The sequence below is a fragment of the Pseudomonas sivasensis genome, from assembly GCF_052938085.1.
Map to the genome: position 1 here is coordinate 6,214,152 of NZ_CP176442.1, position 25,384 is coordinate 6,239,535.

The 25,384-nt window shown below is 59.3% G+C and carries 21 protein-coding genes; 15 read left to right on the forward strand and 6 right to left on the reverse strand.

Annotated features, from left to right (window positions below; translation table 11 throughout):
* Positions 1-12 precede the first annotated feature (12 nt).
* From ACKZ62_RS28555 to ACKZ62_RS28625, 15 genes are all read left to right on the forward strand, one after another.
* Positions 13-810, forward strand: coding sequence for a ParA family protein (locus ACKZ62_RS28555; RefSeq protein WP_032885161.1), 798 nt, complete (start codon positions 13-15; stop codon positions 808-810).
* 9 nt (positions 811-819) lie between these two features.
* On the forward strand, positions 820-1,692 hold the full coding sequence (locus ACKZ62_RS28560) for a ParB/RepB/Spo0J family partition protein (protein ID WP_016970690.1): 873 nt from the start codon (positions 820-822) through the stop codon (positions 1,690-1,692).
* A 148-nt stretch (positions 1,693-1,840) separates the two neighbouring features.
* Positions 1,841-2,248, forward strand: coding sequence for a F0F1 ATP synthase subunit I (locus ACKZ62_RS28565; RefSeq protein ID WP_447096156.1), 408 nt, complete (start codon positions 1,841-1,843; stop codon positions 2,246-2,248).
* A gap of 16 nt (positions 2,249-2,264) precedes the next feature.
* Positions 2,265-3,134, forward strand: a complete 870-nt coding sequence (gene atpB / locus ACKZ62_RS28570) for a F0F1 ATP synthase subunit A (RefSeq protein WP_017736231.1) — start codon at positions 2,265-2,267, stop codon at positions 3,132-3,134.
* Positions 3,135-3,267: 133 nt separating this feature from the next.
* On the forward strand, positions 3,268-3,525 hold the full coding sequence (atpE, locus tag ACKZ62_RS28575) for a F0F1 ATP synthase subunit C (RefSeq protein WP_002555987.1): 258 nt from the start codon (positions 3,268-3,270) through the stop codon (positions 3,523-3,525).
* A 56-nt stretch (positions 3,526-3,581) separates the two neighbouring features.
* The gene (locus ACKZ62_RS28580; protein ID WP_008439543.1) at positions 3,582-4,052 is read left to right on the forward strand and encodes a F0F1 ATP synthase subunit B; all 471 of its coding nucleotides are present in this window, start codon (positions 3,582-3,584) and stop codon (positions 4,050-4,052) included.
* Between the two features lie 12 nt (positions 4,053-4,064).
* The gene (locus ACKZ62_RS28585) at positions 4,065-4,601 is read left to right on the forward strand and encodes a F0F1 ATP synthase subunit delta (RefSeq protein WP_032885165.1); all 537 of its coding nucleotides are present in this window, start codon (positions 4,065-4,067) and stop codon (positions 4,599-4,601) included.
* 21 nt (positions 4,602-4,622) lie between these two features.
* Entirely contained in the window at positions 4,623-6,167 is a 1,545-nt protein-coding gene (gene atpA / locus ACKZ62_RS28590) for a F0F1 ATP synthase subunit alpha (protein ID WP_003177064.1), read from the forward strand.
* 50 nt (positions 6,168-6,217) lie between these two features.
* Positions 6,218-7,078 (forward strand): F0F1 ATP synthase subunit gamma, encoded by an 861-nt coding sequence (gene atpG, locus ACKZ62_RS28595; protein ID WP_010565870.1) that lies wholly within the window; start codon positions 6,218-6,220, stop codon positions 7,076-7,078.
* A 27-nt stretch (positions 7,079-7,105) separates the two neighbouring features.
* Positions 7,106-8,482, forward strand: coding sequence for a F0F1 ATP synthase subunit beta (gene atpD / locus ACKZ62_RS28600; RefSeq protein WP_003177062.1), 1,377 nt, complete (start codon positions 7,106-7,108; stop codon positions 8,480-8,482).
* A gap of 44 nt (positions 8,483-8,526) precedes the next feature.
* On the forward strand, positions 8,527-8,943 hold the full coding sequence (locus tag ACKZ62_RS28605) for a F0F1 ATP synthase subunit epsilon (protein WP_032885166.1): 417 nt from the start codon (positions 8,527-8,529) through the stop codon (positions 8,941-8,943).
* 122 nt (positions 8,944-9,065) lie between these two features.
* Positions 9,066-10,433, forward strand: coding sequence for a bifunctional UDP-N-acetylglucosamine diphosphorylase/glucosamine-1-phosphate N-acetyltransferase GlmU (gene glmU / locus ACKZ62_RS28610; protein WP_032885167.1), 1,368 nt, complete (start codon positions 9,066-9,068; stop codon positions 10,431-10,433).
* A 229-nt stretch (positions 10,434-10,662) separates the two neighbouring features.
* Positions 10,663-11,430 carry a DeoR/GlpR family DNA-binding transcription regulator gene (locus ACKZ62_RS28615; protein WP_024078249.1) on the forward strand — a complete coding sequence of 256 codons (768 nt, stop codon included), beginning with the start codon at positions 10,663-10,665 and terminating at the stop codon, positions 11,428-11,430.
* Positions 11,431-11,440: 10 nt separating this feature from the next.
* On the forward strand, positions 11,441-13,273 hold the full coding sequence (glmS, locus tag ACKZ62_RS28620; RefSeq protein WP_032885169.1) for a glutamine--fructose-6-phosphate transaminase (isomerizing): 1,833 nt from the start codon (positions 11,441-11,443) through the stop codon (positions 13,271-13,273).
* Between the two features lie 60 nt (positions 13,274-13,333).
* The gene (locus ACKZ62_RS28625) at positions 13,334-13,714 is read left to right on the forward strand and encodes an avidin-fold protein (RefSeq protein WP_179179724.1); all 381 of its coding nucleotides are present in this window, start codon (positions 13,334-13,336) and stop codon (positions 13,712-13,714) included.
* Here the strand turns inward: ACKZ62_RS28625 and pbpC are convergent.
* The 6 genes from pbpC to ACKZ62_RS28655 form a co-directional block, all read right to left on the reverse strand.
* Positions 13,711-16,008 carry a penicillin-binding protein 1C gene (pbpC, locus tag ACKZ62_RS28630; RefSeq protein ID WP_447096157.1) on the reverse strand — a complete coding sequence of 766 codons (2,298 nt, stop codon included), beginning with the start codon at positions 16,006-16,008 and terminating at the stop codon, positions 13,711-13,713. The genes ACKZ62_RS28625 and pbpC overlap by 4 nt on opposite strands.
* Positions 15,989-21,793, reverse strand: coding sequence for an alpha-2-macroglobulin (locus tag ACKZ62_RS28635; RefSeq protein ID WP_447096158.1), 5,805 nt, complete (start codon positions 21,791-21,793; stop codon positions 15,989-15,991). The genes pbpC and ACKZ62_RS28635 overlap by 20 nt, the downstream gene beginning before the upstream one ends.
* Positions 21,794-22,086: 293 nt before the next feature.
* A complete protein-coding gene (locus tag ACKZ62_RS28640) occupies positions 22,087-23,019 on the reverse strand; it encodes a phosphatidate cytidylyltransferase (RefSeq protein WP_032885177.1) in 933 nt (310 codons plus the stop codon).
* Between the two features lies 1 nt (position 23,020).
* The gene (locus tag ACKZ62_RS28645) at positions 23,021-23,641 is read right to left on the reverse strand and encodes a lysophospholipid acyltransferase family protein (RefSeq protein WP_032885179.1); all 621 of its coding nucleotides are present in this window, start codon (positions 23,639-23,641) and stop codon (positions 23,021-23,023) included.
* A 9-nt stretch (positions 23,642-23,650) separates the two neighbouring features.
* Positions 23,651-24,094, reverse strand: coding sequence for a hypothetical protein (locus ACKZ62_RS28650; RefSeq protein ID WP_181639345.1), 444 nt, complete (start codon positions 24,092-24,094; stop codon positions 23,651-23,653).
* A complete protein-coding gene (locus ACKZ62_RS28655) occupies positions 24,084-25,382 on the reverse strand; it encodes a phosphatase PAP2/dual specificity phosphatase family protein (RefSeq protein WP_447096159.1) in 1,299 nt (432 codons plus the stop codon). The genes ACKZ62_RS28650 and ACKZ62_RS28655 overlap by 11 nt, the downstream gene beginning before the upstream one ends.
* Positions 25,383-25,384: the final 2 nt, after the last annotated feature.

The window sequence follows — 25,384 nt, forward strand, 5'->3', positions numbered from 1 at the left end:
ACACAAGCAAGAATGGCTAAGGTATTCGCGATAGCGAACCAGAAAGGTGGCGTGGGCAAAACCACCACCTGCATCAACCTCGCAGCATCCTTGGTCGCTACCAAGCGACGGGTGCTGTTGATCGATCTCGATCCACAGGGCAACGCCACCATGGGTAGCGGTGTGGATAAACATGGCCTGGAAAACTCGGTCTACGACTTGCTGATCGGCGAGTGTGACCTGGCCCAGGCCATGCACTATTCCGAGCATGGCGGTTATCAATTGCTGCCGGCCAACCGCGATCTGACTGCGGCGGAAGTGGTGTTGCTGGAAATGCAGATGAAAGAAAGCCGTCTGCGCAGCGCCTTGGCGCCGATCCGCGAGAACTATGATTACATTTTGATCGATTGCCCACCGTCGCTGTCGATGCTGACGCTCAATGCGTTGGTGGCTGCCGATGGGGTGATTATCCCCATGCAGTGTGAGTACTACGCACTGGAAGGTTTGAGCGACCTTGTGGATAACATCAAGCGTATCGCCGAATTGCTCAACCCAAACCTGCAGATCGAAGGCCTGCTGCGGACCATGTTCGATCCGCGCCTGAGCCTGATGAACGATGTGTCGGCACAGCTCAAGGAACACTTCGGTGAGCAGCTTTACGACACCGTGATTCCGCGCAATATCCGTTTGGCCGAAGCGCCAAGCTATGGCATGCCTGCGTTGGCGTATGACAAATCGTCCCGTGGCGCCATCGCCTACCTGGCTCTGGCTGGCGAGATGGTTCGCCGCCAACGCCGCAACTCCCGCACCGCTGCAGCCCAGCCAACTTAAGGAATCCCCATGGCCGTCAAGAAACGAGGTCTCGGACGTGGACTGGATGCACTGTTGAGTGGTCCGACCGTCACATCGCTTGAAGAACAAGCGGTGCAGGCCGACGAGCGCGAGCTGCAGCACCTGCCTCTGGACTTGATCCAGCGCGGCAAATACCAGCCACGCCGTGACATGGATCCCCAGGCGTTGGAGGAACTGGCCAATTCGATCAAAGCTCAAGGCGTGATGCAGCCGATCGTGGTGCGCCCGATTGGTGGCGGTCGTTTTGAAATCATCGCCGGTGAACGTCGCTGGCGCGCCAGTCAGCAGGCCGGCAAAGAGACCATTCCCGCGATGGTGCGTGATGTGCCTGATGAAACGGCGATCGCCATGGCGTTGATCGAGAATATTCAGCGCGAAGACCTCAATCCGATCGAAGAAGCGATCGCCTTGCAGCGCCTGCAGCAGGAATTCCAGCTGACGCAGCAGCAAGTGGCCGAAGCGGTGGGTAAGTCCCGCGTCACCGTGTCCAACTTGCTGCGCCTGATCGCTTTGCCGGAAGTCATCAAGACCATGTTGTCCCATGGCGATCTGGAAATGGGCCACGCCCGTGCTTTGCTCGGTTTGCCGGAAAATCAACAGGTTGAAGGGGCGCGACACGTTGTCGCACGAGGGCTTACCGTTCGTCAGACTGAGGCCCTGGTTCGCCAGTGGCTGAGCGGCAAACCTGCACCGGTCGAAACGGCCAAACCTGATCCGGATATCGCGCGTCTCGAGCAGCGCCTGGCCGAGCGCCTGGGCTCTGCGGTACAAATTCGCCACGGCAAGAAAGGCAAAGGGCAATTGGTCATCGGATATAACTCCCTTGATGAGCTTCAGGGTGTCCTTGCCCACATCCGCTGAAACATTTGCTTATGTAGCGTGTGATCGGAAATCACTACCCGGCAGTTGAATAGGGGCAGAACCGCCCCTATACTCTGCGCGCATTTTGTCGGCACAAATTATGCCAAGTTATTGATTTCCGGCAGCCGACTATTGAGGAGCAAGAGTGATGGAAACCCGCACGCCAAACACGTTGCCCTTCCATCGCTTGGCTGTTTTTCCGGTTTTATTGGCTCAATTTGTCATTTTGCTAATCGCCGCATTGGCGCTTTGGTACCGGCATGGAGTCGTAGCCGGATATTCGGGACTTTGCGGAGGCCTGATAGCCTTGCTGCCCAATATGTATTTTGCTCACAGGGCCTTTCGGTTTTCCGGCGCCCGAGCAGCCCAGGCTATCGTCCGGTCTTTTTATGCCGGCGAGGCGGGGAAACTGATTTTGACGGCAGTGCTGTTTGCACTGACCTTTGCAGGTGTGAAGCCATTGGCGCCGCTGGCTGTATTCGGCGTCTTCGTGTTGACCCAACTGGTCAGCTGGTTCGCTCCCCTGCTAATGAAAACAAGACTTTCGAAACCTTAGGGCGTTTGAGGCAACCATGGCAGAAACAACCGCTTCGGGCTATATCCAGCACCACTTGCAGAACTTGACCTTCGGTCAGCTTCCCAACGGCGGCTGGGGCTTTGCCCACTCCGCAGCAGAAGCCAAAGAAATGGGCTTCTGGGCTTTCCACCTGGATACTCTGGGCTGGTCGGTCGCTTTGGGTCTGATCTTCGTCCTAATTTTCCGCATGGCGGCGAAGAAGGCGACTTCCGGTCAGCCAGGTGCTTTGCAGAACTTCGTTGAAGTATTGGTCGAATTCGTCGATGGCAGCGTGAAAGACAGCTTCCATGGCCGTAGCCCGGTGATTGCACCGTTGGCACTGACCATCTTCGTCTGGGTGTTCCTGATGAACGCCGTCGACTTGATCCCGGTTGACTGGATTCCTCAGTTGGCCATGGCGATTTCCGGCGACCCGCACATTCCATTCCGTGCCGTATCGACTACTGACCCGAACGCTACCCTGGGCATGGCCCTGTCGGTATTCGCGCTGATCATTTTCTACAGCATCAAGATCAAGGGCATCGGCGGCTTCATCGGCGAATTGACCCTGCACCCGTTCGGCAGCAAGAACATCTTTGTTCAAGCCCTGCTGATCCCGGTGAACTTCCTGCTGGAATTCGTGACCCTGATCGCCAAGCCGATCTCCCTGGCCCTGCGACTGTTCGGCAACATGTATGCCGGCGAGCTGGTGTTCATTCTGATCGCTGTGATGTTCGGCAGCGGCCTGCTCTGGCTTAGCGGCCTGGGCATTGTTCTGCAGTGGGCGTGGGCTGTGTTCCACATCCTGATCATCACCCTGCAGGCCTTCATCTTCATGATGCTGACCATCGTCTACCTGTCGATGGCGCACGAAGAGAACCATTAAGACCAGTCTCGACTAGTCTGATGTCCTTCCCGGTGAAACGGGAAGGTGGCCCACCAGGGCTATGAAACGATTTGTTTTACCGCTTTAAAATCTAAAAAACCTAAACCATACGACGTAAAAGTCGGGAGGAAAGATGGAAACTGTAGTTGGTCTAACCGCTATCGCTGTTGCACTGTTGATCGGCCTGGGCGCCCTGGGTACTGCCATTGGTTTCGGCCTGCTGGGCGGCAAATTCCTGGAAGGCGCAGCGCGTCAGCCAGAAATGGTTCCAATGCTGCAAGTTAAAATGTTCATCGTCGCCGGCCTGCTCGACGCCGTGACCATGATCGGTGTTGGTATCGCTCTGTTCTTCACCTTCGCGAACCCTTTCGTTGGTCAACTCGCCGGTTAATCACTCGTCTTTTCGAGTGATTGGTGTGTTGTGCAACGAATGAGCGAGGTATTGGCGTGAACATTAATGCAACCATTATTGGTCAGTCCTTAGCGTTCTTGATTTTTGTCGTTTTCTGCATGAAGTTCGTATGGCCTCCGGTCATCGCAGCTCTGCACGAACGTCAGAAGAAGATCGCGGATGGACTGGACGCTGCAGCACGAGCAGCTCGCGACCTGGAGTTGGCCCAAGATAAAGCGGGTCAACAACTGCGCGAAGCGAAAGCTCAAGCAGCCGAAATCATTGAGCAAGCCAAGAAACGCGGTAACCAGATCGTTGAAGAGGCTGTTGAAAAAGCCCGTATCGACGCTGACCGTGTGAAGGTTCAGGCTCAGGCCGAGATCGAGCAGGAACTGAACGGTGTCAAAGACGCGTTGCGTGCCCAACTGGGTGCTCTGGCCGTCGGCGGTGCTGAGAAGATCCTGGGTGCCACAATCGATCAAAACGCGCACGCGGAGCTGGTTAACAAACTGGCTGCTGAAATTTAAGCGAGGGCGATCATGGCAGAATTGACCACGTTGGCCCGACCTTACGCTAAGGCAGCCTTCGAGCACGCCCAGGCCCACCAGCAGCTGGCCTCTTGGTCAGCCATGCTCGGCCTGGCTGCAGCAGTGTCGCAAGACGACACCATGCAGCGCGTGCTCAAGGCCCCGCGACTGACGAGCGCAGACAAGGCCGCCACTTTTATTGAAGTGTGCGGCGACAAGTTTGATGTGAAAGTGCAGAACTTCTTGCACGTCGTTGCCGAAAACGACCGTCTCCTGCTTCTGCCGGAGATTGCCGCTCTGTTCGACCTGTACAAGGCCGAGCAAGAGAAATCGGTAGACGTTGAAGTCACCAGTGCTTTTGCATTGAACCAAGAACAGCAAGACAAACTCGCCAAGGTTCTCAGTGCACGACTCGACCGGGAAGTGCGCCTGCAAGTTGCGGAGGATGCCACCCTTATTGGTGGTGTCATCATTCGCGCCGGCGACCTGGTTATCGATGGCTCGATTCGCGGCAAACTCGCGAATCTTGCCGAAGCATTGAAATCTTGAGTTTGAAGGGGCAGCAGAGCAATGCAGCAACTCAATCCTTCCGAAATAAGTGAAATTATCAAGGGCCGCATCGACAAGCTCGATGTGACCTCCCAAGCCCGTAACGAAGGCACTGTCGTCAGCGTATCTGACGGCATCGTGCGGATTCACGGTCTGGCCGACGTAATGTACGGCGAGATGATCGAGTTTCCGGGCGGCGTCTACGGTATGGCCCTCAACCTGGAGCAAGACTCCGTAGGTGCCGTTGTATTGGGCGCATACACCAGTCTGGCTGAAGGTATGAGCGCCAAGTGCACAGGCCGCATCCTGGAAGTTCCGGTTGGTAAGGAACTGCTGGGTCGCGTAGTCGACGCACTGGGTAACCCTGTTGACGGTAAAGGTCCACTGGGCAACACCGAGACCGACGCGGTCGAGAAAGTTGCTCCAGGCGTGATCTGGCGTAAGTCGGTAGACCAGCCTGTACAGACTGGCTACAAGGCTGTCGATGCCATGATCCCTGTCGGCCGTGGCCAGCGTGAGCTGATCATTGGTGACCGTCAGATCGGTAAAACCGCTCTGGCAATCGACGCGATCATCAACCAGAAGAACAGCGGCATTTTCTGCGTCTACGTAGCTATTGGTCAGAAGCAATCGACCATCGCCAACGTGGTTCGCAAGCTGGAAGAAAACGGCGCCCTGGCCAACACGATCATCGTGGCTGCCAGTGCTTCGGAATCTCCTGCGCTGCAATTCCTGGCACCGTACTCCGGTTGCACCATGGGTGAATTCTTCCGCGACCGCGGTGAAGACGCGCTGATCGTTTATGACGATCTGTCCAAGCAAGCAGTGGCTTACCGCCAGATTTCCCTGCTGCTGCGCCGTCCACCAGGCCGTGAAGCTTACCCAGGCGACGTGTTCTATCTCCACTCCCGTCTGCTGGAGCGTGCATCGCGCGTTTCCGAAGAGTACGTAGAGAAGTTCACCAACGGCGCAGTGACCGGCAAAACCGGCTCCCTGACCGCTCTGCCGATCATCGAAACCCAGGCTGGCGACGTTTCCGCGTTCGTTCCGACCAACGTGATTTCCATCACCGACGGTCAGATCTTCCTGGAATCGGCCATGTTCAACTCGGGCATCCGCCCTGCAGTGAACGCCGGTGTTTCGGTATCCCGTGTGGGTGGTGCCGCTCAGACCAAGATCATCAAGAAGCTCTCCGGTGGTATCCGTACCGCTCTGGCTCAGTACCGTGAATTGGCGGCATTCGCCCAGTTCGCTTCTGACCTGGACGAAGCGACCCGTAAGCAACTTGAGCATGGTCAGCGCGTTACCGAGCTGATGAAGCAGAAGCAATACGCCCCAATGTCGATCGCTGACATGGCGTTGTCGCTGTATGCCGCTGAGCGTGGGTTCCTGACCGACGTTGAAATCGCCAAGGTCGGCAGCTTTGAACAAGCGCTGATTGCTTACTTCAACCGCGATCACGCCGAATTGATGGCGAAGATCAACGTGAAGGGTGACTTCAATGACGATATCGACGCTGGCATGAAAGCCGGTATCGAGAAGTTCAAGGCCACCCAAACCTGGTAAGCCGCAGCGGGAGCCGCAAGGCTCCCGCTTGCTAACCTGATAGGTGTTACATGGCAGGCGCAAAAGAGATTCGCAGTAAGATTGCGAGCATCAAAAGCACGCAAAAAATTACCAGCGCCATGGAAAAAGTGGCGGTAAGCAAAATGCGCAAGGCACAAATGCGCATGGCTGCTAGCCGTCCTTATGCGGAGCGTATCCGCCAGGTAATTGGGCATCTGGCCAACGCCAACCCGGAATACCGCCACCCGTTCATGATCGACCGCGAAGTTAAGCGTGTGGGTTATGTGGTAGTGAGCAGTGACCGTGGTTTGTGCGGTGGTTTGAATACCAACCTGTTCAAGGCCCTGGTCAAGGACATGGCGGTAAACCGCGAAAACGGCGTCGAGATCGATCTGTGTGTTGTTGGTAGCAAGGGTGCGGCCTTTTTCCGTAACTTCGGCGGTAACGTCGTTGCAGCTATCAGCCACCTGGGTGAAGAGCCGTCGATCAATGATTTGATCGGCAGTGTGAAGGTGATGCTGGATGCGTACCTGGAAGGCCGGATTGACCGCCTCTCCGTGGTATCCAACAAGTTCATCAACACCATGACCCAGCAGCCAACCGTGGAGCAATTGATTCCACTGGTGGCGACTCCGGATCAGGAACTCAAGCACCACTGGGACTACCTCTACGAACCAGACGCCAAAGAGCTGCTTGACGGCTTGATGGTGCGCTACGTGGAGTCGCAGGTGTACCAGGCGGTGGTCGAGAACAACGCAGCTGAACAAGCGGCGCGGATGATCGCGATGAAAAACGCTACCGATAACGCCGGTGATCTGATCAGCGATTTGCAGCTGATCTACAACAAGGCGCGTCAGGCTGCGATCACCCAAGAGATCTCGGAAATCGTCGGCGGCGCTGCCGCGGTTTAACGGTTCAAATATTCAGAGGATCCAGCTATGAGTAGCGGACGTATCGTTCAAATCATCGGCGCCGTTATCGACGTGGAATTTCCACGCGACAGCGTACCGAGCATCTACAACGCGCTGAAAGTACAAGGCGCGGAAACTACTCTGGAAGTTCAGCAGCAGCTGGGCGACGGCGTAGTTCGTACCATTGCGATGGGTTCCACCGAAGGCTTGAAGCGCGGTCTGGACGTAATCGACTCTGGCGCAGCCATCTCCGTACCGGTCGGTAAAGCGACTCTGGGCCGGATCATGGACGTGCTGGGCAACCCGATTGACGAAGCTGGTCCGATCGACACCGAAGAGCGCTGGGGCATTCACCGTCCAGCACCTTCGTTCGCGGAACAAGCTGGCGGCAACGACCTGCTGGAAACCGGCATCAAGGTTATCGACCTGGTTTGCCCGTTCGCCAAGGGCGGTAAAGTCGGTCTGTTCGGTGGTGCCGGTGTAGGCAAGACCGTAAACATGATGGAACTGATCCGTAACATCGCCATCGAGCACAGCGGTTATTCCGTGTTCGCCGGTGTGGGTGAGCGTACTCGTGAGGGTAACGACTTCTACCACGAGATGAAGGACTCCAACGTTCTGGACAAAGTGGCACTGGTTTACGGTCAGATGAACGAGCCGCCGGGAAACCGTCTGCGCGTAGCACTGACTGGCCTGACCATGGCCGAGAAGTTCCGTGACGAAGGTAACGACGTTCTGCTGTTCGTCGACAACATCTACCGTTACACCCTGGCCGGTACTGAAGTATCCGCACTGCTGGGCCGTATGCCTTCCGCAGTAGGTTACCAGCCGACCCTGGCTGAAGAGATGGGCGTTCTGCAAGAACGTATCACTTCGACCAAGGAAGGTTCGATCACTTCGATCCAAGCGGTATACGTACCTGCGGATGACTTGACCGACCCATCGCCTGCGACCACCTTCGCCCACTTGGACGCCACCGTCGTTCTGTCCCGTGACATCGCTTCCCTGGGTATCTACCCAGCGGTCGATCCACTCGACTCGACTTCGCGCCAGCTGGACCCGAACGTGATCGGCCAGGAGCACTACGACACCGCTCGCGGCGTTCAGTACGTGCTGCAGCGTTACAAAGAACTGAAGGACATCATTGCGATCCTGGGTATGGACGAGCTGTCGGAAGCCGACAAGCAGTTGGTAAACCGTGCTCGTAAGATCCAGCGCTTCTTGTCGCAGCCGTTCTTCGTGGCTGAAGTCTTCACCGGTGCTTCGGGTAAATACGTTTCCCTGAAAGACACCATTGCTGGCTTCAAAGGCATCCTCAACGGTGACTACGACCACCTGCCAGAACAAGCGTTCTACATGGTCGGCGGCATCGAAGAAGCGATCGAGAAAGCCAAGAAACTGTAATCCAGGCGCCCGGAAACGGGCGCTCATCAGGTTGAGGCAATCAGATGGCTATGACAGTCCATTGCGATATCGTCAGCGCGGAAGGGGAAATCTTCTCCGGTCTGGTAGAAATGGTGATTGCACACGGCGAACTCGGTGACCTGGGTATTGCCATGGGCCACGCGCCGTTGATCACCAGCTTGAAGCCAGGTCCGATCACTCTGACCAAGCAAGGCGGGGAACGTGAGGTGTTTTACATCTCCGGTGGTTTCCTTGAGGTTCAGCCGAACATGGTCAAGGTACTTGCCGACACTGTGCAACGTGCTGGCGATCTGGATGAAGCCTCCGCTCAGGAAGCCGTCAAGGCTGCTGAGAAGGCCCTGAACGAAAAGGGTGCGGACTTCGACTACAGCGCTGCTGCTGTACGTCTGGCCGAGGCTGCAGCTCAGCTGCGCACTCTCCAGCAGATCCGCAAGAAGTAAGCGGCTACGCCGTGATGCTTATGCGCGATTGATTAAAAAGGGTAGCCTCGGCTACCCTTTTTCTTTTTTAGCAAAACACATCTTTGGTCTGAAGCCGGACCGTCCAGGATTGGTAGCCATTCATGTCTCTTGAAATCGTCATTCTCGCCGCAGGCCAGGGCACCCGCATGCGCTCGGCCCTGCCCAAGGTGCTGCACCCGGTGGCCGGCAACTCCATGCTTGGCCATGTTATCCACAGCGCCCGGCAGTTGGACCCGCAACGCATCCACGTAGTGATCGGCCACGGTGCCGATGCAGTGCGTGAGCGCTTGGCTGCGGATGACCTGAATTTCGTATTGCAGGACAAACAACTGGGGACCGGCCACGCCACCGCGCAAGCTGTGCCGTTCATTACCGCTGACACCGTGCTGATCCTCTACGGCGACGTGCCGCTGATCGAAGTGGAAACCCTGCAACGCCTGCTTAAGCACGTAGTGCCTGGTCAGATGGGCCTGCTCACCGTGGAGCTGGAAGACCCCACCGGCTACGGACGCATCGTGCGCAATGCCGATGGCAAGGTCGCGGCCATCGTTGAGCACAAGGACGCCAGCGAGGCCCAACGTGCCATCACTGAAGGCAATACCGGTATTCTCGCCGTCCCTGGCAACAAGCTCGCCGACTGGATGAGCCGTCTGTCCAACAACAACGCTCAGGGTGAGTACTACCTCACCGACGTGATTGAGATGGCCGTGAGCGATGGCCTGCTGGTAGCTACCGAGCAGCCCCACGACCCTATGGAAGTGCAGGGCGCCAACGACCGCAAGCAGTTGGCCGAACTGGAGCGTCACTACCAACTGCGAGAAGGTCGCCGCCTGATGGCTGAGGGCGTGACCCTGCGCGACCCTGCGCGTTTTGACGTACGCGGTGAGGTCACCGTGGGGCGCGACGTGCTGATCGACATCAACGTGATCCTCGAAGGTCGCGTAATCATCGAAGACGACGTAGTCATCGGCCCGAACTGCGTGATCAAGGACAGCACCCTGCGCAAGGGCGTGGTGATCAAGGCCAACAGCCATATCGACGGCGCGGTGATGGGCGAGGGCAGCGATGCTGGCCCGTTTGCTCGGTTGCGTCCGGGCACTGTGATGGGGGCCAGGGCGCATGTCGGCAACTTCGTCGAACTGAAAAATGCACGAATGGGCGACGACGCAAAGGCCGGCCACCTGGCCTACCTTGGTGATGCGGTTATCGGTGCTCGCAGCAACATCGGCGCTGGCGCAATCACCTGCAACTACGACGGCGCCAACAAGTACCAGACCACTATTGGCGAGGACGTATTCATTGGCTCGAATAACTCGCTGATTGCGCCAGTGACGATCGGTGATGGTTCGAACACTGCCGCAGGCTCAACCATTAACCAGGATGTGGATAAATCCCAACTGGCCGTGGCTCGAGCCCGCCAACGCAATATCGACGGCTGGAAACGCCCGGTCAAAATCAAAAAGACCTGAGTTATCCACAGCCTCATCAGCAGTGCTATCCAAATGTGGGAGGGGGCTTGTCCCCGATGGCGGATTTTCAGTCAATGTTCTAGATCGACTGATCGACTGCAATCGGGGGCAAGCCCCCTCCCACATTTGGCCTGCGTTGTTTGAAGAATCTGTTCCAGACTCTTGACGATATAGTCCTAATAGGTTTTGATTGCCTTCGTTATCTTTCGAAACGAAACTTATCAATACCATGTCGAAACGAAATACACCCCAACGACGCCACAACATCCTGACCTTGCTCAACGAACAGGGCGAAGTCAGCGTGGACGAATTGGCCAAGCGTTTCGAAACCTCCGAAGTCACTATCCGCAAGGACTTGGCCGCCCTAGAAAGTAACGGCCTGTTGCTGCGCCGCTACGGTGGTGCGATCACCATGCCTCAGGAACTGGTAGGCGATCCTGCCCAACCGATCTCGGCCTACAAGCGTGCGATCGCCCGTGCTGCCGTGATGCGTTTGCGGGAACACGCCCGCATCATCATCGACAGCGGCAGCACCACCGCCGCCATGATCCCGGAACTGGGCCACCAGCCCGGACTCGTGGTCATGACCAACTCCCTGCACGTAGCCAGCGCCTTGAGCGAATTGGAACACGAGCCGGTGCTGTTGATGACCGGCGGCACCTGGGACCCGCATTCGGACTCTTTCCAGGGCCAGGTCGCCGAGCAGGTGTTGCGTTCCTACGACTTTGATCAATTGTTCATCGGCGCCGACGGCATCGATCTGCAGCGTGGCACTACCACCTTCAACGAATTACTGGGTCTGAGCCGTGTGATGGCCGAGGTCGCCCGTGAAGTGGTGGTGATGGTCGAATCCGACAAGATCGGCCGCAAGATTCCCAACCTGGAACTGCCCTGGAGCAGCGTCCATACCCTTATCACCGATGATCGCCTGCCGCTTGAGGCCCGCGACCAGATCCAAGCCCGCGGCATTACGCTGATATGCGCGGCAATCATCTAGGAGAAGCACCATGTGTGGAATTGTTGGCGCAGTCGCCGAACGTAACGTTACCGCCATTCTGATCGAAGGCCTCAAGCGCCTTGAATACCGTGGCTACGACAGCGCCGGCGTGGCCGTCTTCACCAACGCCGGCAAGCTTGAGCGCATGCGTCGCCCGGGCAAGGTCAGTGAGTTGGAGCAGGCCCTGGCCGGCGAACCGCTGGTAGGTCGTTTGGGGATTGCCCACACTCGCTGGGCCACTCACGGCGCACCGTGCGAACGTAACGCCCACCCGCACTTTTCCGGTGACCTGGCCGTGGTGCACAACGGCATCATCGAAAACCACGAAGTGCTGCGCGAACAGCTCAAGAGCCTGGGGTACGTGTTCACCTCAGACACCGACACTGAAGTCATCGCCCACCTGCTCAATCACAAGCTCAAGGACCACAGCGACCTGACCACCGCCCTCAAGGCCACGGTCAAGGAACTGCACGGCGCCTATGGCCTGGCCGTCGTCAGTGCCAGCCAACCGGACCGTGTGGTAGCCGCCCGCAGCGGCAGCCCGCTGGTGATCGGCCTGGGCCTGGGCGAGAACTTTCTCGCTTCCGACCAACTGGCCCTGCGTCAGGTCACCGACCGATTCATGTACTTGGAAGAAGGCGATATCGCCGACATACGCCGTGAAAGCGTGGCGATCTGGGACGTTAACGGTAATTCCGTCGAACGCGAAGCTGTGCAATACCGCGACGGTGCCGAAGCGGCCGATAAAGGCGAATACCGCCATTTCATGCTCAAGGAGATCCACGAGCAACCGGCCGTGGTCCAGCGCACGTTGGAAGGTCGACTGAGCCAGAGCCAAGTGCTGGTCAACGCATTCGGCCCCCAGGCCGCCGAGCTGTTCGCCAAAGTGCGCAATGTGCAGATCGTCGCTTGTGGCACCAGCTACCACGCCGGCATGGTTGCCCGTTATTGGCTGGAAGACCTGGCTGGCATCCCGTGCCAGGTCGAAGTCGCCAGTGAGTTCCGCTACCGCAAGGTGGTGGTGCAGCCCGATACCCTGTTCGTGACTATCTCCCAGTCCGGCGAAACCGCCGACACCCTGGCCGCGCTGCGCAACGCCAAAGAGTTGGGCTTCCTCGCCAGCCTGGCGATCTGCAACGTCAGTATCAGCTCCTTGGTACGTGAGTCCGACCTGACCCTGCTGACCCAGGCGGGTCGCGAAATCGGCGTAGCTTCCACCAAAGCCTTCACCACCCAACTGGTTGGTTTGTTGCTACTGACCCTGTCCCTGGGCCAAGTGCGAGGCACCCTGGCCGAAGGTGTTGAAGCTACCTTGGTGGAAGAATTGCGCCGCCTGCCGACTCGCCTGGGCGAAGCACTGGCCATGGACAGCGTCGTGGAAAAAGTTGCCGAGCTGTTCGCCGACAAGAACCACACCCTGTTCCTTGGCCGTGGCGCGCAGTACCCGGTGGCGATGGAAGGTGCCCTCAAGCTCAAGGAAATCTCGTACATCCACGCCGAAGCCTACCCGGCCGGCGAGTTGAAACACGGCCCGTTGGCCCTGGTGGATGACGACATGCCGGTGGTCACTGTGGCGCCGAACAACGAACTGCTGGAAAAGCTCAAATCCAACCTGCAGGAAGTACGCGCCCGTGGCGGCCAACTGGTGGTATTCGCCGACGAGAAGGCGAGCATGATCAATGGCGAAGGCACCCACGTCATCAACATGCCGCACATCAACGACACCTTGTCGCCGATCCTCTACACCATCCCGCTGCAGCTGCTGTCGTACTACGTGGCCGTGCTCAAGGGCACTGACGTAGACCAGCCACGTAATTTGGCCAAGTCGGTGACAGTCGAGTAATACCTCGCTCACCTGGAGGCCCATCGGGTCTCCAGGTTTCAACGCAAGGACGCCACGTTGATGCCATCTTCCTTTCCCCACCTCGGCGAGCGTTTGCACAATCGCCGATTTGTGGTCGCGAATAACACCCATGGGCTTTCCGGTACCGGCACGGTGTTTCATTACCGTGTCGACGGTGATGCCCTATCCAGCACCTACCAAGGCGGCCGAATCCGTACGGGGACGCAAGTCGGTCGCGTGACCGGCGCCGATACCATTGAGCTGCTTTTTCAGTGCCTGACGCTGGACGGTGAGCTGCTGTCCGGTTGGTCGCGAGGTACAGTGAGTGTGGATACGTCTGGGCGTACCAGCCTGAGCTTTGTATGGGGTTGGTTATCGGGTGCGACCGGAGGCGGGGAATCGAATTATGTTGAGCTTGCTGAGGGTGATAACTGCCCCTAAGGCACAAACTCCACCCGCAACCCCCGACTCGTGCTGCGCCCTTGATCATCACTCACCCGCAACCGATATTCCCCTGACTTGCCTGGCCTCCAGTTCAGCGTGGCTTGCGGCGGGCCTTGGCCGATCAAGGTTTGATCAGCGAACCAGTACAGCGTCGCCGCATCGCTGGCCGCATTCGCGTTCAGCGGGATGCTTTCCTGGGGTTGAGACAGGCGCAGTTGGTAGCTCACCTGAGTCAGTGGCGAGCGAATCTGCGGCGCTTCGCTCTGGTCGGTGATGCGGTTGGGTTGGCAGTTTTTCATCACGTTGGGCGGGGTTCGGCGGGGCAGGCCGGCTGCTCGGTACAGGCGTTGAACGTCGCTGGGCCAGAACTCGAAGATGTCCTCTCGTGTGTATTGCGGATCGAACGGCGGGCACGCGGCTTTGCCGGTGCGGGTGTCGATCAGCACCGGGCGGTGCAGGTTGGAAACACGGATCGGCGAGACGCCGGGGATGTACCAGGTCTTGCGGGTTTGCGGGCACCAGCGGTTGGGCAGCTCACCGGAGGCAGCGCAGACATCAATGCGCACCAGCCCCGCGGGCGGCTTGTCGGCTTTGATCGCGACGTTGGGTAATGCCAGGGGCAAAGCGTCAGCAATGCGGAAGAATAGCGGCGCGGCGGTCTTGGCACCAATAAACGCTGGATTTGGCCGACCATCGAAGTTACCCACCCACACCACCAACACATACGGGCCGACCAGTCCGGCGCTCCACGCATCGTGAAAACCCCATGACGTACCGGTTTTCCAGGCGGTTCGCCAATGGCGGCCGGGCAGGCCATCTGGGCGTGGGTTGCGGCGCAGCATGTCGCGCACCATAAACGCGGCCTGCGGGCTGAGCAGTTGTGCGCCAGTGGTTTGCGGCTGTTGCTGCAAGTAGCGCAACGGCCGTAAATGCCCGTCTCCCGCCAACATCACATACAGCCGCGCCAGCTCCTCCGGGGTCATCTCGCCGCCACCCAGTGCCAGGGCCAGGCCGTAATGGCTTTCGTCGCGTAGGCCTTTGATGCCGGCGCGTTGCAGCAAGCCGTATAGAGAAGGCGACTTGACCTGGCTGGCCAGCCACACGGCGGGGATATTGCGACTACGGATCAACGCATCCCGGGCCGTCAGTGGGCCGACAAAACTGCCGTCGAAGTTTTCCGGTTGGAAGTAGCCGAAGTTACTCGGTAAGTCTTTAAGGATGCTCATGGGGTGGATCACCCCTTGGTCCAGCGCCAGCCCGTAGAGAAACGGTTTGAGCGTAGACCCCGGCGAGCGCCGTGATAGCACACCATTCACCTGTCCATGGATGCCTGTGGATAAGTAGTCCGCTGAGCCTACCAGCGCCTTGACGCTCTGATCGCGGCTGTCGATCAGGATCGCGGTGGCGTTCTCCACCCCGGTGCTGCGCCGTTCGGCGATAAACCCGGTGATCAGACGTTCCAGCAATTGTTGCAAAGGCAGATTGAGCGTGCTGTTCAACTCATTACCAGCTTGAGATGCCAGCAATTGCTCGCTCAAGTGTGGCGCCAAAAAAGGAATTTGCTGGCGGTTGCGCGCTTCCAAGGGCAAGTCCAGCAAACTGTCATTACGCGGGTCTTGTGGATAAGTCTCGCGCCAATCAGCCATCAAGCGCAGCCGCGCGTTTTGCAGCGAAGGCCCGAAGCGTGCTCGACGGCCGGGCTGTTGGGGGATTACCGCCAATGCCAACGCTTCGGACAGCGACAACTGCGCCGCCGCCTTGCCAAAGTAGATGCGACTGGCCGCTTCGGCGCCTTCGATATTGCCGCCCATGGGCGCCAGGTTCAGGTAGGCCTCAAGGATGTCGTGCTTGCTGTAGCGCGCTTCCAGCCACAGCGCCAACGCCATCTGCTGCAATTTTCCGGGCACTTGGCGGGTGTTGAGATCCCACAGGCGACGCGCCAGTTGCATGCTCAACGTCGAGCCGCCTTGGCGCTGGCCTCCGCTGTAGGTGGCCATGGCCGCCCGCAACAACGCCGGGGGATTGATCCCCGGGTGCCAGTAGAAATTGCGGTCTTCCTTGAGCAGCAGTGCCTCAATCAATGAAGGTGAAATGCGCTCCAGTGGTAGCCATAGGCGATATTGACCGTCCTGGGCCAGCGTCATACGCAACAGCGAGCCGTCATCGGCCAATACGACCCTGGAGGAGGTAATGGCCTGTTCCAGCGGCGCATGGGGCCAAAGTCGCACGCCGGCCAGTAACGCCGCAGCTGCCAGCAGCGGCGTCAGACGTTTAAGGCTTGGTAATTTCAAGCTGGCCTACTTTGCCGCGTCCCTGCAGGGTGGTTTCGTACATGCCTTCGGCGTAGGCCGGTGGCGTATTGAACGTCCCTGCGTTGGTGGCGCGTACGCGGTAAACGAAAGTGCCTACATCACGTAGCGCAGTGCCGTACAACACCACCCGATCATCCCGCACATCCACGTAGTCTGGCTGCCAGTTGCTCAGCTCGGTTTCGCCGATGGGGGCCTGCCAGGTGTCAGCTTCTTCTTCGCTGGCTTCAACGTACTCGGATTCTTCGCCTTCGCTTTCCTCGCTGCTCGCGGCTTCCGGCTCTGGAGGCAAGTTATACACAGGCTCGACACCGCCGGGCAGCAAGTCGACCACGGCCACTTGCTGCACTTGGTCACGGTCGGTAGCCCGTAGGCGCAAGCGCACCAGGAACTCATCACCCACGGCTACCTTACTCACCGGCTCGCCTTTGAGGTCGAGGTATTCGTGGATGATTTCCAGGCCGTTGTTGATGGCTTTGAGCTTGGCTCCTTTATCAAAACCGGCTTCGCTGAGCATGTAGAACGCTGCCGGGCCATCGGATTTTTCCATGACCAGCTTCTGCGTGGCGCGCGGTACGGCGGCGCGCGGTGGCTGGCCGGCCATTTCCAGCAATTGTTGCTGTTTATCGCCCAGCCAGGCGGTGGCCTTGAGGGTCATGTCGCTTTGCGCGCGCTGGCCATAGTTGTCCAGGGCGCGCAGCAACAATGCCGCCGACAGCGAATTGTAGCGCTGCTCGTTGAGGCGTTTGCCGAGCTTATCCAGTAGCGCGGTGGGCACGTCATCCATCAGTTCAGGGAAATGGCGCGCCAGCAGATGCAAGTGTTCGGCGTCGTGCACCAGCGGGTCGTAGTACAGGCCGTCGCTGTCCCACTTATCCACAAGCGAACGCCACGGGATTTTGCGGAACAGCGTATCGGCCTGCCGATCCTGCTTGAGCAGTTTGTAGCTGGCAGCCAGGTAGGCGGCGCCCAGGTCGTTCTGCCAGCTGTCCTTGAAGTAACTCTCGTAGCGTTCGCGTATATCGCTCAAGGCGCCGCTCACCAGAATCCCCTGACGGCTCAGCAGGTAACTGGCGTAGGCACGGTTGCGCAATTCCGACAGGCCTTCGCTCGGGCCGTTGGCGAGGTCTGTCAGATACGCGTTGGAACGCACCAGCAGGTCTTCCGGCACCGGCAGCCCGCGCTCCTTGGCTTCGATCAGGAAATCAGTGGCGTACAGGCTGGCGTACGGCGCCACGTCAGGGTTGGCTGCCCACAATCCAAAGCCACCGGCCTGGTTTTGACGCTGGCGCAACATGCGGACCGCGCTGCTGAAGGCTTGTTCAGCCTCGGGTGCGGTGCCGCCCCAGATCAATGCCGGCATGGCCTTGGACACCAATTGCTCGGTGCATGCATAGCCGTAGTCATCCAGGTAATGCTTGAGGCCGTTGGCCCATACCAGCGGCGAGGCGGCCACGCCCAACTGCACATCACGCAGCTGGCTGAACAGTTCACGTGTGGGCTTGAGTTCTTTGCTGGCGCTCTCGAAACGGCCCAGGCTCAGAGCGACGCGGTGTTCGCTCAAGGGCCGGATTGACGTGGTTTCCGCCACCTGGATCCGTTTGCCATCCGGCAGCACCGCGACAAAGCGCAGGTCTGCCGAACCGAGGGTGTCGCCGACTTTGATCTTGAATTCGGCAGTGCCTTCTTTGCGCGGTTGCAGTGACAAGGTGCTGCCCTTGTCGCCCTGCACCACGAGGCCGGCGCTGGTCTGCACTTCAAATTTCACATCCGCTGCCGCGTCGAGGTTGCTGAACACCCCGGCGCTGACGTTGAACACATCCCCCGGCGCCACGAAGGCCGGCACATTGGGCGTGATCACGATCGGCCCGCGCACGTCGGTAGTGGTCTCGCTGACGCCCACGCTGTCGGTATCCACCGCGACGGCAAATAGGTGCAACTTGCCGTTGAAGCTGTCGGGTACCTGGTAATGCAGCACGGTTTCACCGACCGGCAAATCCACCAGCCCGGACCACCACGCCACTGGCGGCTGATGTTTACGTTTGAACGGGTTGAGGTGATTGGCCAGGGCGCCTTCCGTATCGCCTCCAGGCGCCGCCCCACTGAGCAGGCGGCTGAACTCCGGCAGGATCAGGTCAAGAATCTGACTGGTGCCGACTTCCAGCGCACGCTTCTGGAAGAAGAAACCCAGCGGATCAGGCGTTTGATAGCGCGCTACTTGCAGGATGCCTTCGTCCACCGCGTAGATCACGGCGCGGCCCGGGCGGTCGGTGTTGACCTTAATGTCGAGGATTTGCCCCGGCTCGATCTTCGCCGGGCCGTCGACCTTCAGTGCCATGCGCCGCGCGTCCAGGTTGATGCTGAAGGGCACCACACCGTAGGAAAGCGGGCTCATATAAACCTCGGACGAACCGATGTCTCGCACGAACTGCACGTTGACGTAGGCATTGCCCTCAAGGCCCGCAGGCACGCGGATATGTTGCACGCTGTTGGTACTGTCAGCCTTGAACCACTGCTGGGTGTAAACCTTGTCGCGCTCGATGGTGATCAAGCCCGCGCCGGTGTACGGCGCGCGAATGCTGATGGCGATCTCATCACCGGTGGCGTAGCTGCGTTTATCCAGGCGCAGTTGCAGCTCGGCGTTACGCTCCAGGGAGCGCGAGGTGTTGCCGCGCCCGGCCACGCTGTAGTCGATCTGGTTGAGCAGGTTGCCGTTGGCGTCCTTGAGTTGCAGGGTGAAATCCCCTGGCGTGCCGGTGTTCAGGGTCTGCTTGGCGCCGTCTTTGGTCATCACCAGCGGTGAGGCCGGTTGGCTGATGTTCTTGATACGTGACTCGTACTTGTAGGTGCCGTTGGATTGCTTCACCAGCACCGACACATAACGGTGCTCGACCACTTCGCTGGTCAAGCCATCCACGGCAAGCGGTGTGAGATCTGGCGCGACGGCCAGCCATTGCACCTGGCGTGGGGCGTCCTTAGCGACGTATGACAGCGAATCCTGACTTTTCACACCCACTAGGTACGGCGCGGACGACACCAGCAACGCACTTTGCGCCGCCACGTTGCGGCCACCTTCAGCCTCGAACACCTGGGTCATCACTTGCAAACGATAGGTGCTGTTGGCGAAACGTTGCAGGTTGAGGTCGAGCACGGCCTGGCCGTTATCGTCGACGGTGGTTTCGGCCAGGTCTTCGGTGCTGGCGTCTTCCAGGGAATCATTGAGGCGGAAGCGGTAATCGGGGTAACGGTCGAATGCCGCGAGCGTCGGGCTCAGTGACATTTTTGCAGTAACGCGACGGCCCGAGGCCGGGGCGCCGAACAGGTGCATGGCGGTGACTTTAGCCACCACTTGGTCCGGGGAAATCCAGCCCTGCACCGGCGTGTCGTGCAGGCTCAAACTGACCTTCATGCGGTCCGGCTCGAAATCGCGGACTTTGAAGCTGACACTGCCCAGGTCTGTGCGCGTTTGCTTCTGGCCAATCAACTGCAAGGTCGCGGTGTATTCCCCGGCTGGGGCCACTTCGCTGCTGGGGAAATCAAAGGTTTCAAACCCGCTGGCGGAGAGCTTCAGTGGCTGGCGAATCACTTCCAGACCGCGCGGGTCGGTGATTTGCAGCTCCACCGGCAGACCTTGCAAGGCGCCTTTCCAGTTGCCGCTGCGCACGATCATGCCCAGGTGGGCGGTTTCGCCGGGTCGGTACAGGCCGCGGTCGGTAAACAGGTAGGCGCTGAGGCGATCAATCGCACCGTCTTCTTCCAAACCGCCTACATCAAAGCGCGACAAATCCAGCTGCTGGGACTGACGGGCGATTGGCAGGAACGATTGGTCATTGCCGCGACTGACCACATACATAAGCGGCGTTTTCTCACGGCGCAGTTCATCCAGCTTGGCGAAATGCACATGGCCTTCGCCGTCCGTGTGACCGCTGCTCACCGGCAAGCCATTGCGACCGATGATGTCGACTTGCGCGTCGGCCACCGGCGAACCATTACCGATGGACTGCACATACACGTCATGACTGCCGTCGCTGGAGCGTTTGGCGATGATGCCGAGGTCGGTCACTACGATAAACCGCAGGTCGCTGGTACTGCTGCGTTCATATTCGAACGTACGCTCGGCCGGTTCATCCTGTGGGCTCAGCTTGAGCACGAAAATGCCGCGACGGCCGCCGTTGGCGGTGAGGTAGTGGCTCAAATCTACGTTGTCGTAGACGGTTTTGGCCGGGTCATTGGATGACAGAGGAATGTCCAGAGACTGACGCTCGACCATACGATCGAAGTACTCATTGCCAAAGTTCGGCCGCGCAAAACTGCCGCTGCTCTGGTCCACCAAGTGTTGCAACTGGTTGGGCAACAGGCGGGCGATTTCCACGTGGGCGCCGGGCACTCCCCTGGCCATGAAGCCCAGGCGTTTCTCGCCAGTGAGGCTGAGCAGGGCGCCGTCAGACAGGAACTGCAAGGTGCGCGGATACGCCGGCATGCTGACCAGCGACGCCGTAGGATCCTTCGCCAGATAGCCGCCGATGGCCTCCAGGTTAGCGGGCACGCGTACATACAGCGCACGTCCGGCAGGGGCCTTGAACTTGAAGGCGTGCAGGGTGTTCAGCGGTTCGACGCTGGGCACGTGGGTCAGGTTGACCTTGGTGCTGCGGGCGAGCAGGGCGTCGTCGATCTCATTGGTGTTATAGGGGCGGGTGTCGTCCTGGGCTTTTTCCGGCAACAGCCAGGCTTGGACTTTACCGGCGATGGTGTCATCGGCTACAGCGCTGGAACTGCTGAACATCAGCACAGGCTCTGGCTCTGCGCGTTCGTTATCCACAAAGCTGATTTCGGCGCCCGTAAAGGTCAGGCGATAGCGACCGGGTACGGTGACTTTGGCCACCAACGATGCGGCGCTGGCGTTGCCGCCATCGCGAGCCTTGATGCCTTCGTCGAGTTTGGCGCTGACCGGGGTGCTTTCCAGCGGGGTGGCCAAGGCTGCGGAGCGTACGTAGGCGTTGAGTTTTTTCTCGTCGAAGGTGATTTCCGGGCGATTTGGCAATTGGGCGTCGCGGTAGGTCAGGCCTTTGTCGAGGGTCACCGTTACGTGCTTGCGCAGGCTGTCTTCATCCACAGGGTGGGAAAAATGGAAGGTCGCCACCAGCTGCTTCAGCGTCGGGTTGGATGGATCCTGGTACAACTCGTTGGCGGCCAGGGTGGCGCGGAACGGTTGGGTGGAGAACTGAGTGCTGTACTGATCCAGCAATACGCCATCTGCCAACAGGTTTCTCTTGGCCAGATCAAGGGTGTAATGGGCGTCGATAGGCCAGTCTTTCTCCGGCACGAACAACAGGCTACGGTCATCCGCCCAGCGCCAGGTGCCTGCGACCTCGGGCTTTAGGGTAATGCCCTCGGTGACGGGTTTGCCGATGGCCGCAAGGGGCGCCACGGACTCGGCGAAGCGCACCTGTAAGTTATCCACAACTGGTGTTGGCTGGGTGTAGTCAGTCAGGTTGGGCTTGTGCAGCGAGTAGCTCGCGGTATGCGGCTGCGGCAGATTGGAATACCAGTGCCAGCCGTAGAAGCCAGCGGCCACGAGCAGTGCTAGCCCGAGCACTCCGGCACCCGTTTGACGCGGGTAAGCACGGGCTTTACTCCCAAGTTTTTCCACGCCACGGCCGATAGCACGCAGCCACAGCGGAGGATGCCATTGGCCGAAAACGGCCCCCACCACGGTCAGAAACACGCCGACAACACGACGGCTGATGGCTTTGAGCGAATCGAACATGGTGAGCATCCCTGGCTAAGTGCGGCGTATCTTACAGCGTCTTTGATACAAAAGATGACGCCGATACGCCGTATGGCGGGATGTTTATGGGGGGGTTAGTGAGCGCCCATGCATGCCAGCGAGCGGTCGACCATGAGGTTGGCCATGTCCTTCAGGTGTCCGGCGGCTTTTGTGGGAGTGGGCGAGCTCCCGATGACGGTGGATCAGTCAACATCTTCAGCGACTGACACTCCGCCATCGGGAGCAAGCCCCCTCCCACATTTATCGCTCCATTGGGCTGAGAATGCTGGTGGTCAGGTCCACCAGTAGCGTACGAGGTGGAAGAAAATCGGCGCGGCGAAGCACACCGAATCCAGCCTATCCAGCATGCCGCCGTGGCCTTCGATCATATGCCCCCAATCCTTAACGCCCCGATCCCGCTTGATGGCTGACATGACGATCCCACCGGCAAAACCGAGCAGGTTGATCAGCAAGGCGATCAGGAACGACTGCCATGGGTTGAACGGCGTGGTCCACCACAGCGCGGCGCCGATCAGGGAGGACAGCAGAATCCCGCCGACAAAACCTTCCACGGTTTTGGACGGTGACAGGTTGGGCGCGATCTTGTGTTTGCCGAACAGCTTGCCGCACACGTACTGCAACACGTCCGAGAGTTGCACCACGATCACTAGATAGGCGATCAGCAGCAGGTTGCGGCCTTCGTAGCCGGGGATGTCCAACGTCAGCAGGGCCGGGACGAAAGACACGCAGAACACCGCGATCATCAAGCCCCATTGCACTTTCGAGGCACGTTCGAGGAAGTGTGTGGTGTCGCCGCCCAATGAGGCGAGGATCGGCAGCAGCAAAAACACGTACACAGGGATGAAGATCGAGAACAGCCCGTACCAGTCCGAATAAATCAGCAGGTATTGCAGCGGCAGGGCGAGGTAGAACGCGGCCACCAGCGCCGGGTAGTCGCTGCGTCGGGTCGGGGTGAGGGTGAGGAACTCGCGCAGGGCGTAGAAGGACACCGCGTAGAACAACAGGATCACCGCACCGGTGCCGAGCCAGAAGGCGATACCGATCACCACCACCATCACCCACCAGGCATTGATGCGGGCGTTGAGGTTGTCGATCACCGCGTTCGGCGTGCCACGGGTGCGCAGTTTGAGGATCAGGCCGATCAGTGAGGCGAGCACCAGGATCGCGCCGATTCCGCCGAACAGCATCAGGGTTTGGCTATCCATGTCAGACATGCTCCGGGGCGAGGGCGAGCAGGGCGTCGCGTGTGCGGGCTAGAAACAGCGCCTTGTCTTCACCGTCTTCCAGTTGCAGCGGTGCACCGAAGCTGGTTGTGCATAACAACGGCAGCGGCAAAACGCGCCCCTTGGGCATGACCCGGTTGAGGTTGGCGATCCACACGGGGATCAATTCGGCCTGTGGGTAACTTTTTGCCAGGTGGTACAGGCCGCTTTTGAACGGCAGTAAGCCGTCCTCCGGATTGCGCGTGCCTTCAGGGAAGATGATCAGCGAATCGCCACCCTCCAGGGCAGCGAGCATAGGCTGTAGAGGGTTATCCACAGGGTCCTTGCGTTCGCGGTCGATCAGCACACCATTAAACACGCGGTTGATGATGTAACGACGCAGCGCGCTTTTATTCCAGTAATCACTGCCGGCCACCGGGCGCGTGAATTTGCGCAGGTTTTGCGGTAACGAGGCCCACAGCAGCACAAAGTCGCCGTGGCTGCTGTGGTTGGCGAAGTAGATGCGTTGCACCGGCACGGGGGCGCAACCCAGCCACAGGCTGCGGGCGCCGGTGACGGTGCGGGCCATGGAGGTAATCAGCGTGGCGACCACAGGTTCGAACATGGGGATTCCTTATCCGGCGAAAGGCAGCCAAGGGCTGGCGAGGATCACGCCCAGGGTCAGCAGCGCTTGCGCGCCCAGCAGCCAGGCTTGTTTGCGCAACAATTTGAGGGCGCCGCGACGGCGCTCGGCCCAAGGTCGGCCGGCCCGATTGGGCGATTGCAGGCCGAGGGTCTGCAGGGCTTGGTCGAGGTCGGCGGTGCGCTCAGTATCGCGGGCCAGCAGGGCGAACAGGTCGGCGTCGAAGGCCACGCGCAGCGCCCAGTACTTTTGCAGCAGGCCGAGGATAATCATCCACAGGCTGAGCAGCAGGCAGATGATCGAAATACTCGCCATCAGCAATTGGGCCAGGCCGAATAGCACACCGGCCACGGTCAGTCCTGTGGATAACTGATCCAGCGAACGGCCACGGCGCAGCAGGCTGGCCACCACCTGGAGTTCCATATCAGCGGGCATGGGGCAAACCCTCCAATGCTTCACGGTGAGCGGGGTGCAGGACCACATCGGTCCGTGCTGCACGAATAATAGTCAGCGCTTCGTCCACCGTCGTGGCGCGCCCGCTGTGTAACAGCCAGGCGGCGACGGCGGTAGCGCTGCGTGAGTAGCCGAGGGCGCAGCACACCAACAGCGGGCCGCGTGCGCGGAGGCGTTCGATGGCTTGAGCAGCTTGCCGGCATTCGGTGGGTGTCGGCGCTATCAGATCGAGCACCGGGATGCATTGATACGCGCGGCCCTGTGGATTAATCGGCAGTTCGGCACATAGATCCACAATGGCGCCGAATGAACTCTGCTCCTTTGAGGTAGGAATCCGCCCCAGCCAAACGTTATCCACAATCATGTTGGGCTGTGGATGGTTGCGTGTCCACAGCCGGGAATTGATCCAGGCAGCCACTAGATAGGGCGCATATAACCAGCGCGCGGCGGGTGTGAGCTGACCATCAGCGCGCTTCTGGAAACCCGCCGCGCCCAGCACGAAGTAATTCGCCTTGATCAACCCAAGGGAAACCGCTGGCCACAGCAGCCACAGCCACCAACCGCCCAGGCTTAACGCCACGATGATCAGCGCCAGGGCGCCCAGGCCGTAGCGCACGCCCAGCTGCCAGCGCTTGCGGTCTTGGGTAAGCCGCGTATTCAGCAGCGGGCTCGGATGTTCGAGCGGCCACAACCACACGCAAATCCAACCCGCGAGGGCGCCTGTGGGTAAGTCGATAAAGTGATGTTGATAAGTGGTCAGCACCGAAATTCCGATCAACGCGAACCAGCCATGCACCAGCCAGCGCCAGAAACCTTGGGTATGACGTTGGAACATGACCCACAGGATCACCAGCAGCGCGATGTGCAGCGACGGTGCCTGGTTGAATGGCTTGTCGAAGCCCGCCAACACCGCAAACAACCAGCCAAACACGCCATCCAGCTCGGGCCGCTCGAAGGTGAAACGCAGTGGCCAGATCAGGAAGCAGCTCACCGCGATCACCTGGGCACTCAGCAGGCGCAGTGCGTGTTGCTTGAGTTCATGACGGGTGCTGGGCAGCAGCAGGGAGAAACCGTAGAGCAGGTCGATGGACCAGTAAGGCACGATGGTCCAAGCCCAGAACGGCATATGGGTTTCCCAGCCGAACACCAGCGTGCCCACGTCGCTGCGCTGGCTGGTGACCCAGGTGGCAAAGCCGTAGGTGCTGAAGAACAACGGCGCTAATAGCAGCAGCCACAGGACGGCTGGTTTCAACAAACCGGGTTCGCGCATGC

What these genes read in the sequence shown, in the direction of transcription:
- ACKZ62_RS28585 (WP_032885165.1), top strand. Translation starts at nt 4,065, where the DNA reads ATGGCAGAATTGACCACGTTGGCCCGACCTTACGCTAAGGCAGCCTTC.
- ACKZ62_RS28625 (WP_179179724.1), top strand. Translation starts at nt 13,334, where the DNA reads ATGCCATCTTCCTTTCCCCACCTCGGCGAGCGTTTGCACAATCGCCGA.
- atpE (WP_002555987.1), top strand. Translation starts at nt 3,268, where the DNA reads ATGGAAACTGTAGTTGGTCTAACCGCTATCGCTGTTGCACTGTTGATC.
- ACKZ62_RS28565 (WP_447096156.1), top strand. Translation starts at nt 1,841, where the DNA reads ATGGAAACCCGCACGCCAAACACGTTGCCCTTCCATCGCTTGGCTGTT.
- ACKZ62_RS28555 (WP_032885161.1), top strand. Translation starts at nt 13, where the DNA reads ATGGCTAAGGTATTCGCGATAGCGAACCAGAAAGGTGGCGTGGGCAAA.
- atpA (WP_003177064.1), top strand. Translation starts at nt 4,623, where the DNA reads ATGCAGCAACTCAATCCTTCCGAAATAAGTGAAATTATCAAGGGCCGC.
- ACKZ62_RS28655 (WP_447096159.1), bottom strand. Translation starts at nt 25,382, where the DNA reads ATGCGCGAACCCGGTTTGTTGAAACCAGCCGTCCTGTGGCTGCTGCTA.
- atpB (WP_017736231.1), top strand. Translation starts at nt 2,265, where the DNA reads ATGGCAGAAACAACCGCTTCGGGCTATATCCAGCACCACTTGCAGAAC.
- atpG (WP_010565870.1), top strand. Translation starts at nt 6,218, where the DNA reads ATGGCAGGCGCAAAAGAGATTCGCAGTAAGATTGCGAGCATCAAAAGC.
- ACKZ62_RS28645 (WP_032885179.1), bottom strand. Translation starts at nt 23,641, where the DNA reads ATGTTCGAACCTGTGGTCGCCACGCTGATTACCTCCATGGCCCGCACC.
- ACKZ62_RS28650 (WP_181639345.1), bottom strand. Translation starts at nt 24,094, where the DNA reads ATGCCCGCTGATATGGAACTCCAGGTGGTGGCCAGCCTGCTGCGCCGT.
- ACKZ62_RS28560 (WP_016970690.1), top strand. Translation starts at nt 820, where the DNA reads ATGGCCGTCAAGAAACGAGGTCTCGGACGTGGACTGGATGCACTGTTG.
- ACKZ62_RS28640 (WP_032885177.1), bottom strand. Translation starts at nt 23,019, where the DNA reads ATGGATAGCCAAACCCTGATGCTGTTCGGCGGAATCGGCGCGATCCTG.
- ACKZ62_RS28605 (WP_032885166.1), top strand. Translation starts at nt 8,527, where the DNA reads ATGGCTATGACAGTCCATTGCGATATCGTCAGCGCGGAAGGGGAAATC.
- glmU (WP_032885167.1), top strand. Translation starts at nt 9,066, where the DNA reads ATGTCTCTTGAAATCGTCATTCTCGCCGCAGGCCAGGGCACCCGCATG.
- ACKZ62_RS28615 (WP_024078249.1), top strand. Translation starts at nt 10,663, where the DNA reads ATGTCGAAACGAAATACACCCCAACGACGCCACAACATCCTGACCTTG.
- atpD (WP_003177062.1), top strand. Translation starts at nt 7,106, where the DNA reads ATGAGTAGCGGACGTATCGTTCAAATCATCGGCGCCGTTATCGACGTG.
- glmS (WP_032885169.1), top strand. Translation starts at nt 11,441, where the DNA reads ATGTGTGGAATTGTTGGCGCAGTCGCCGAACGTAACGTTACCGCCATT.
- ACKZ62_RS28635 (WP_447096158.1), bottom strand. Translation starts at nt 21,793, where the DNA reads ATGTTCGATTCGCTCAAAGCCATCAGCCGTCGTGTTGTCGGCGTGTTT.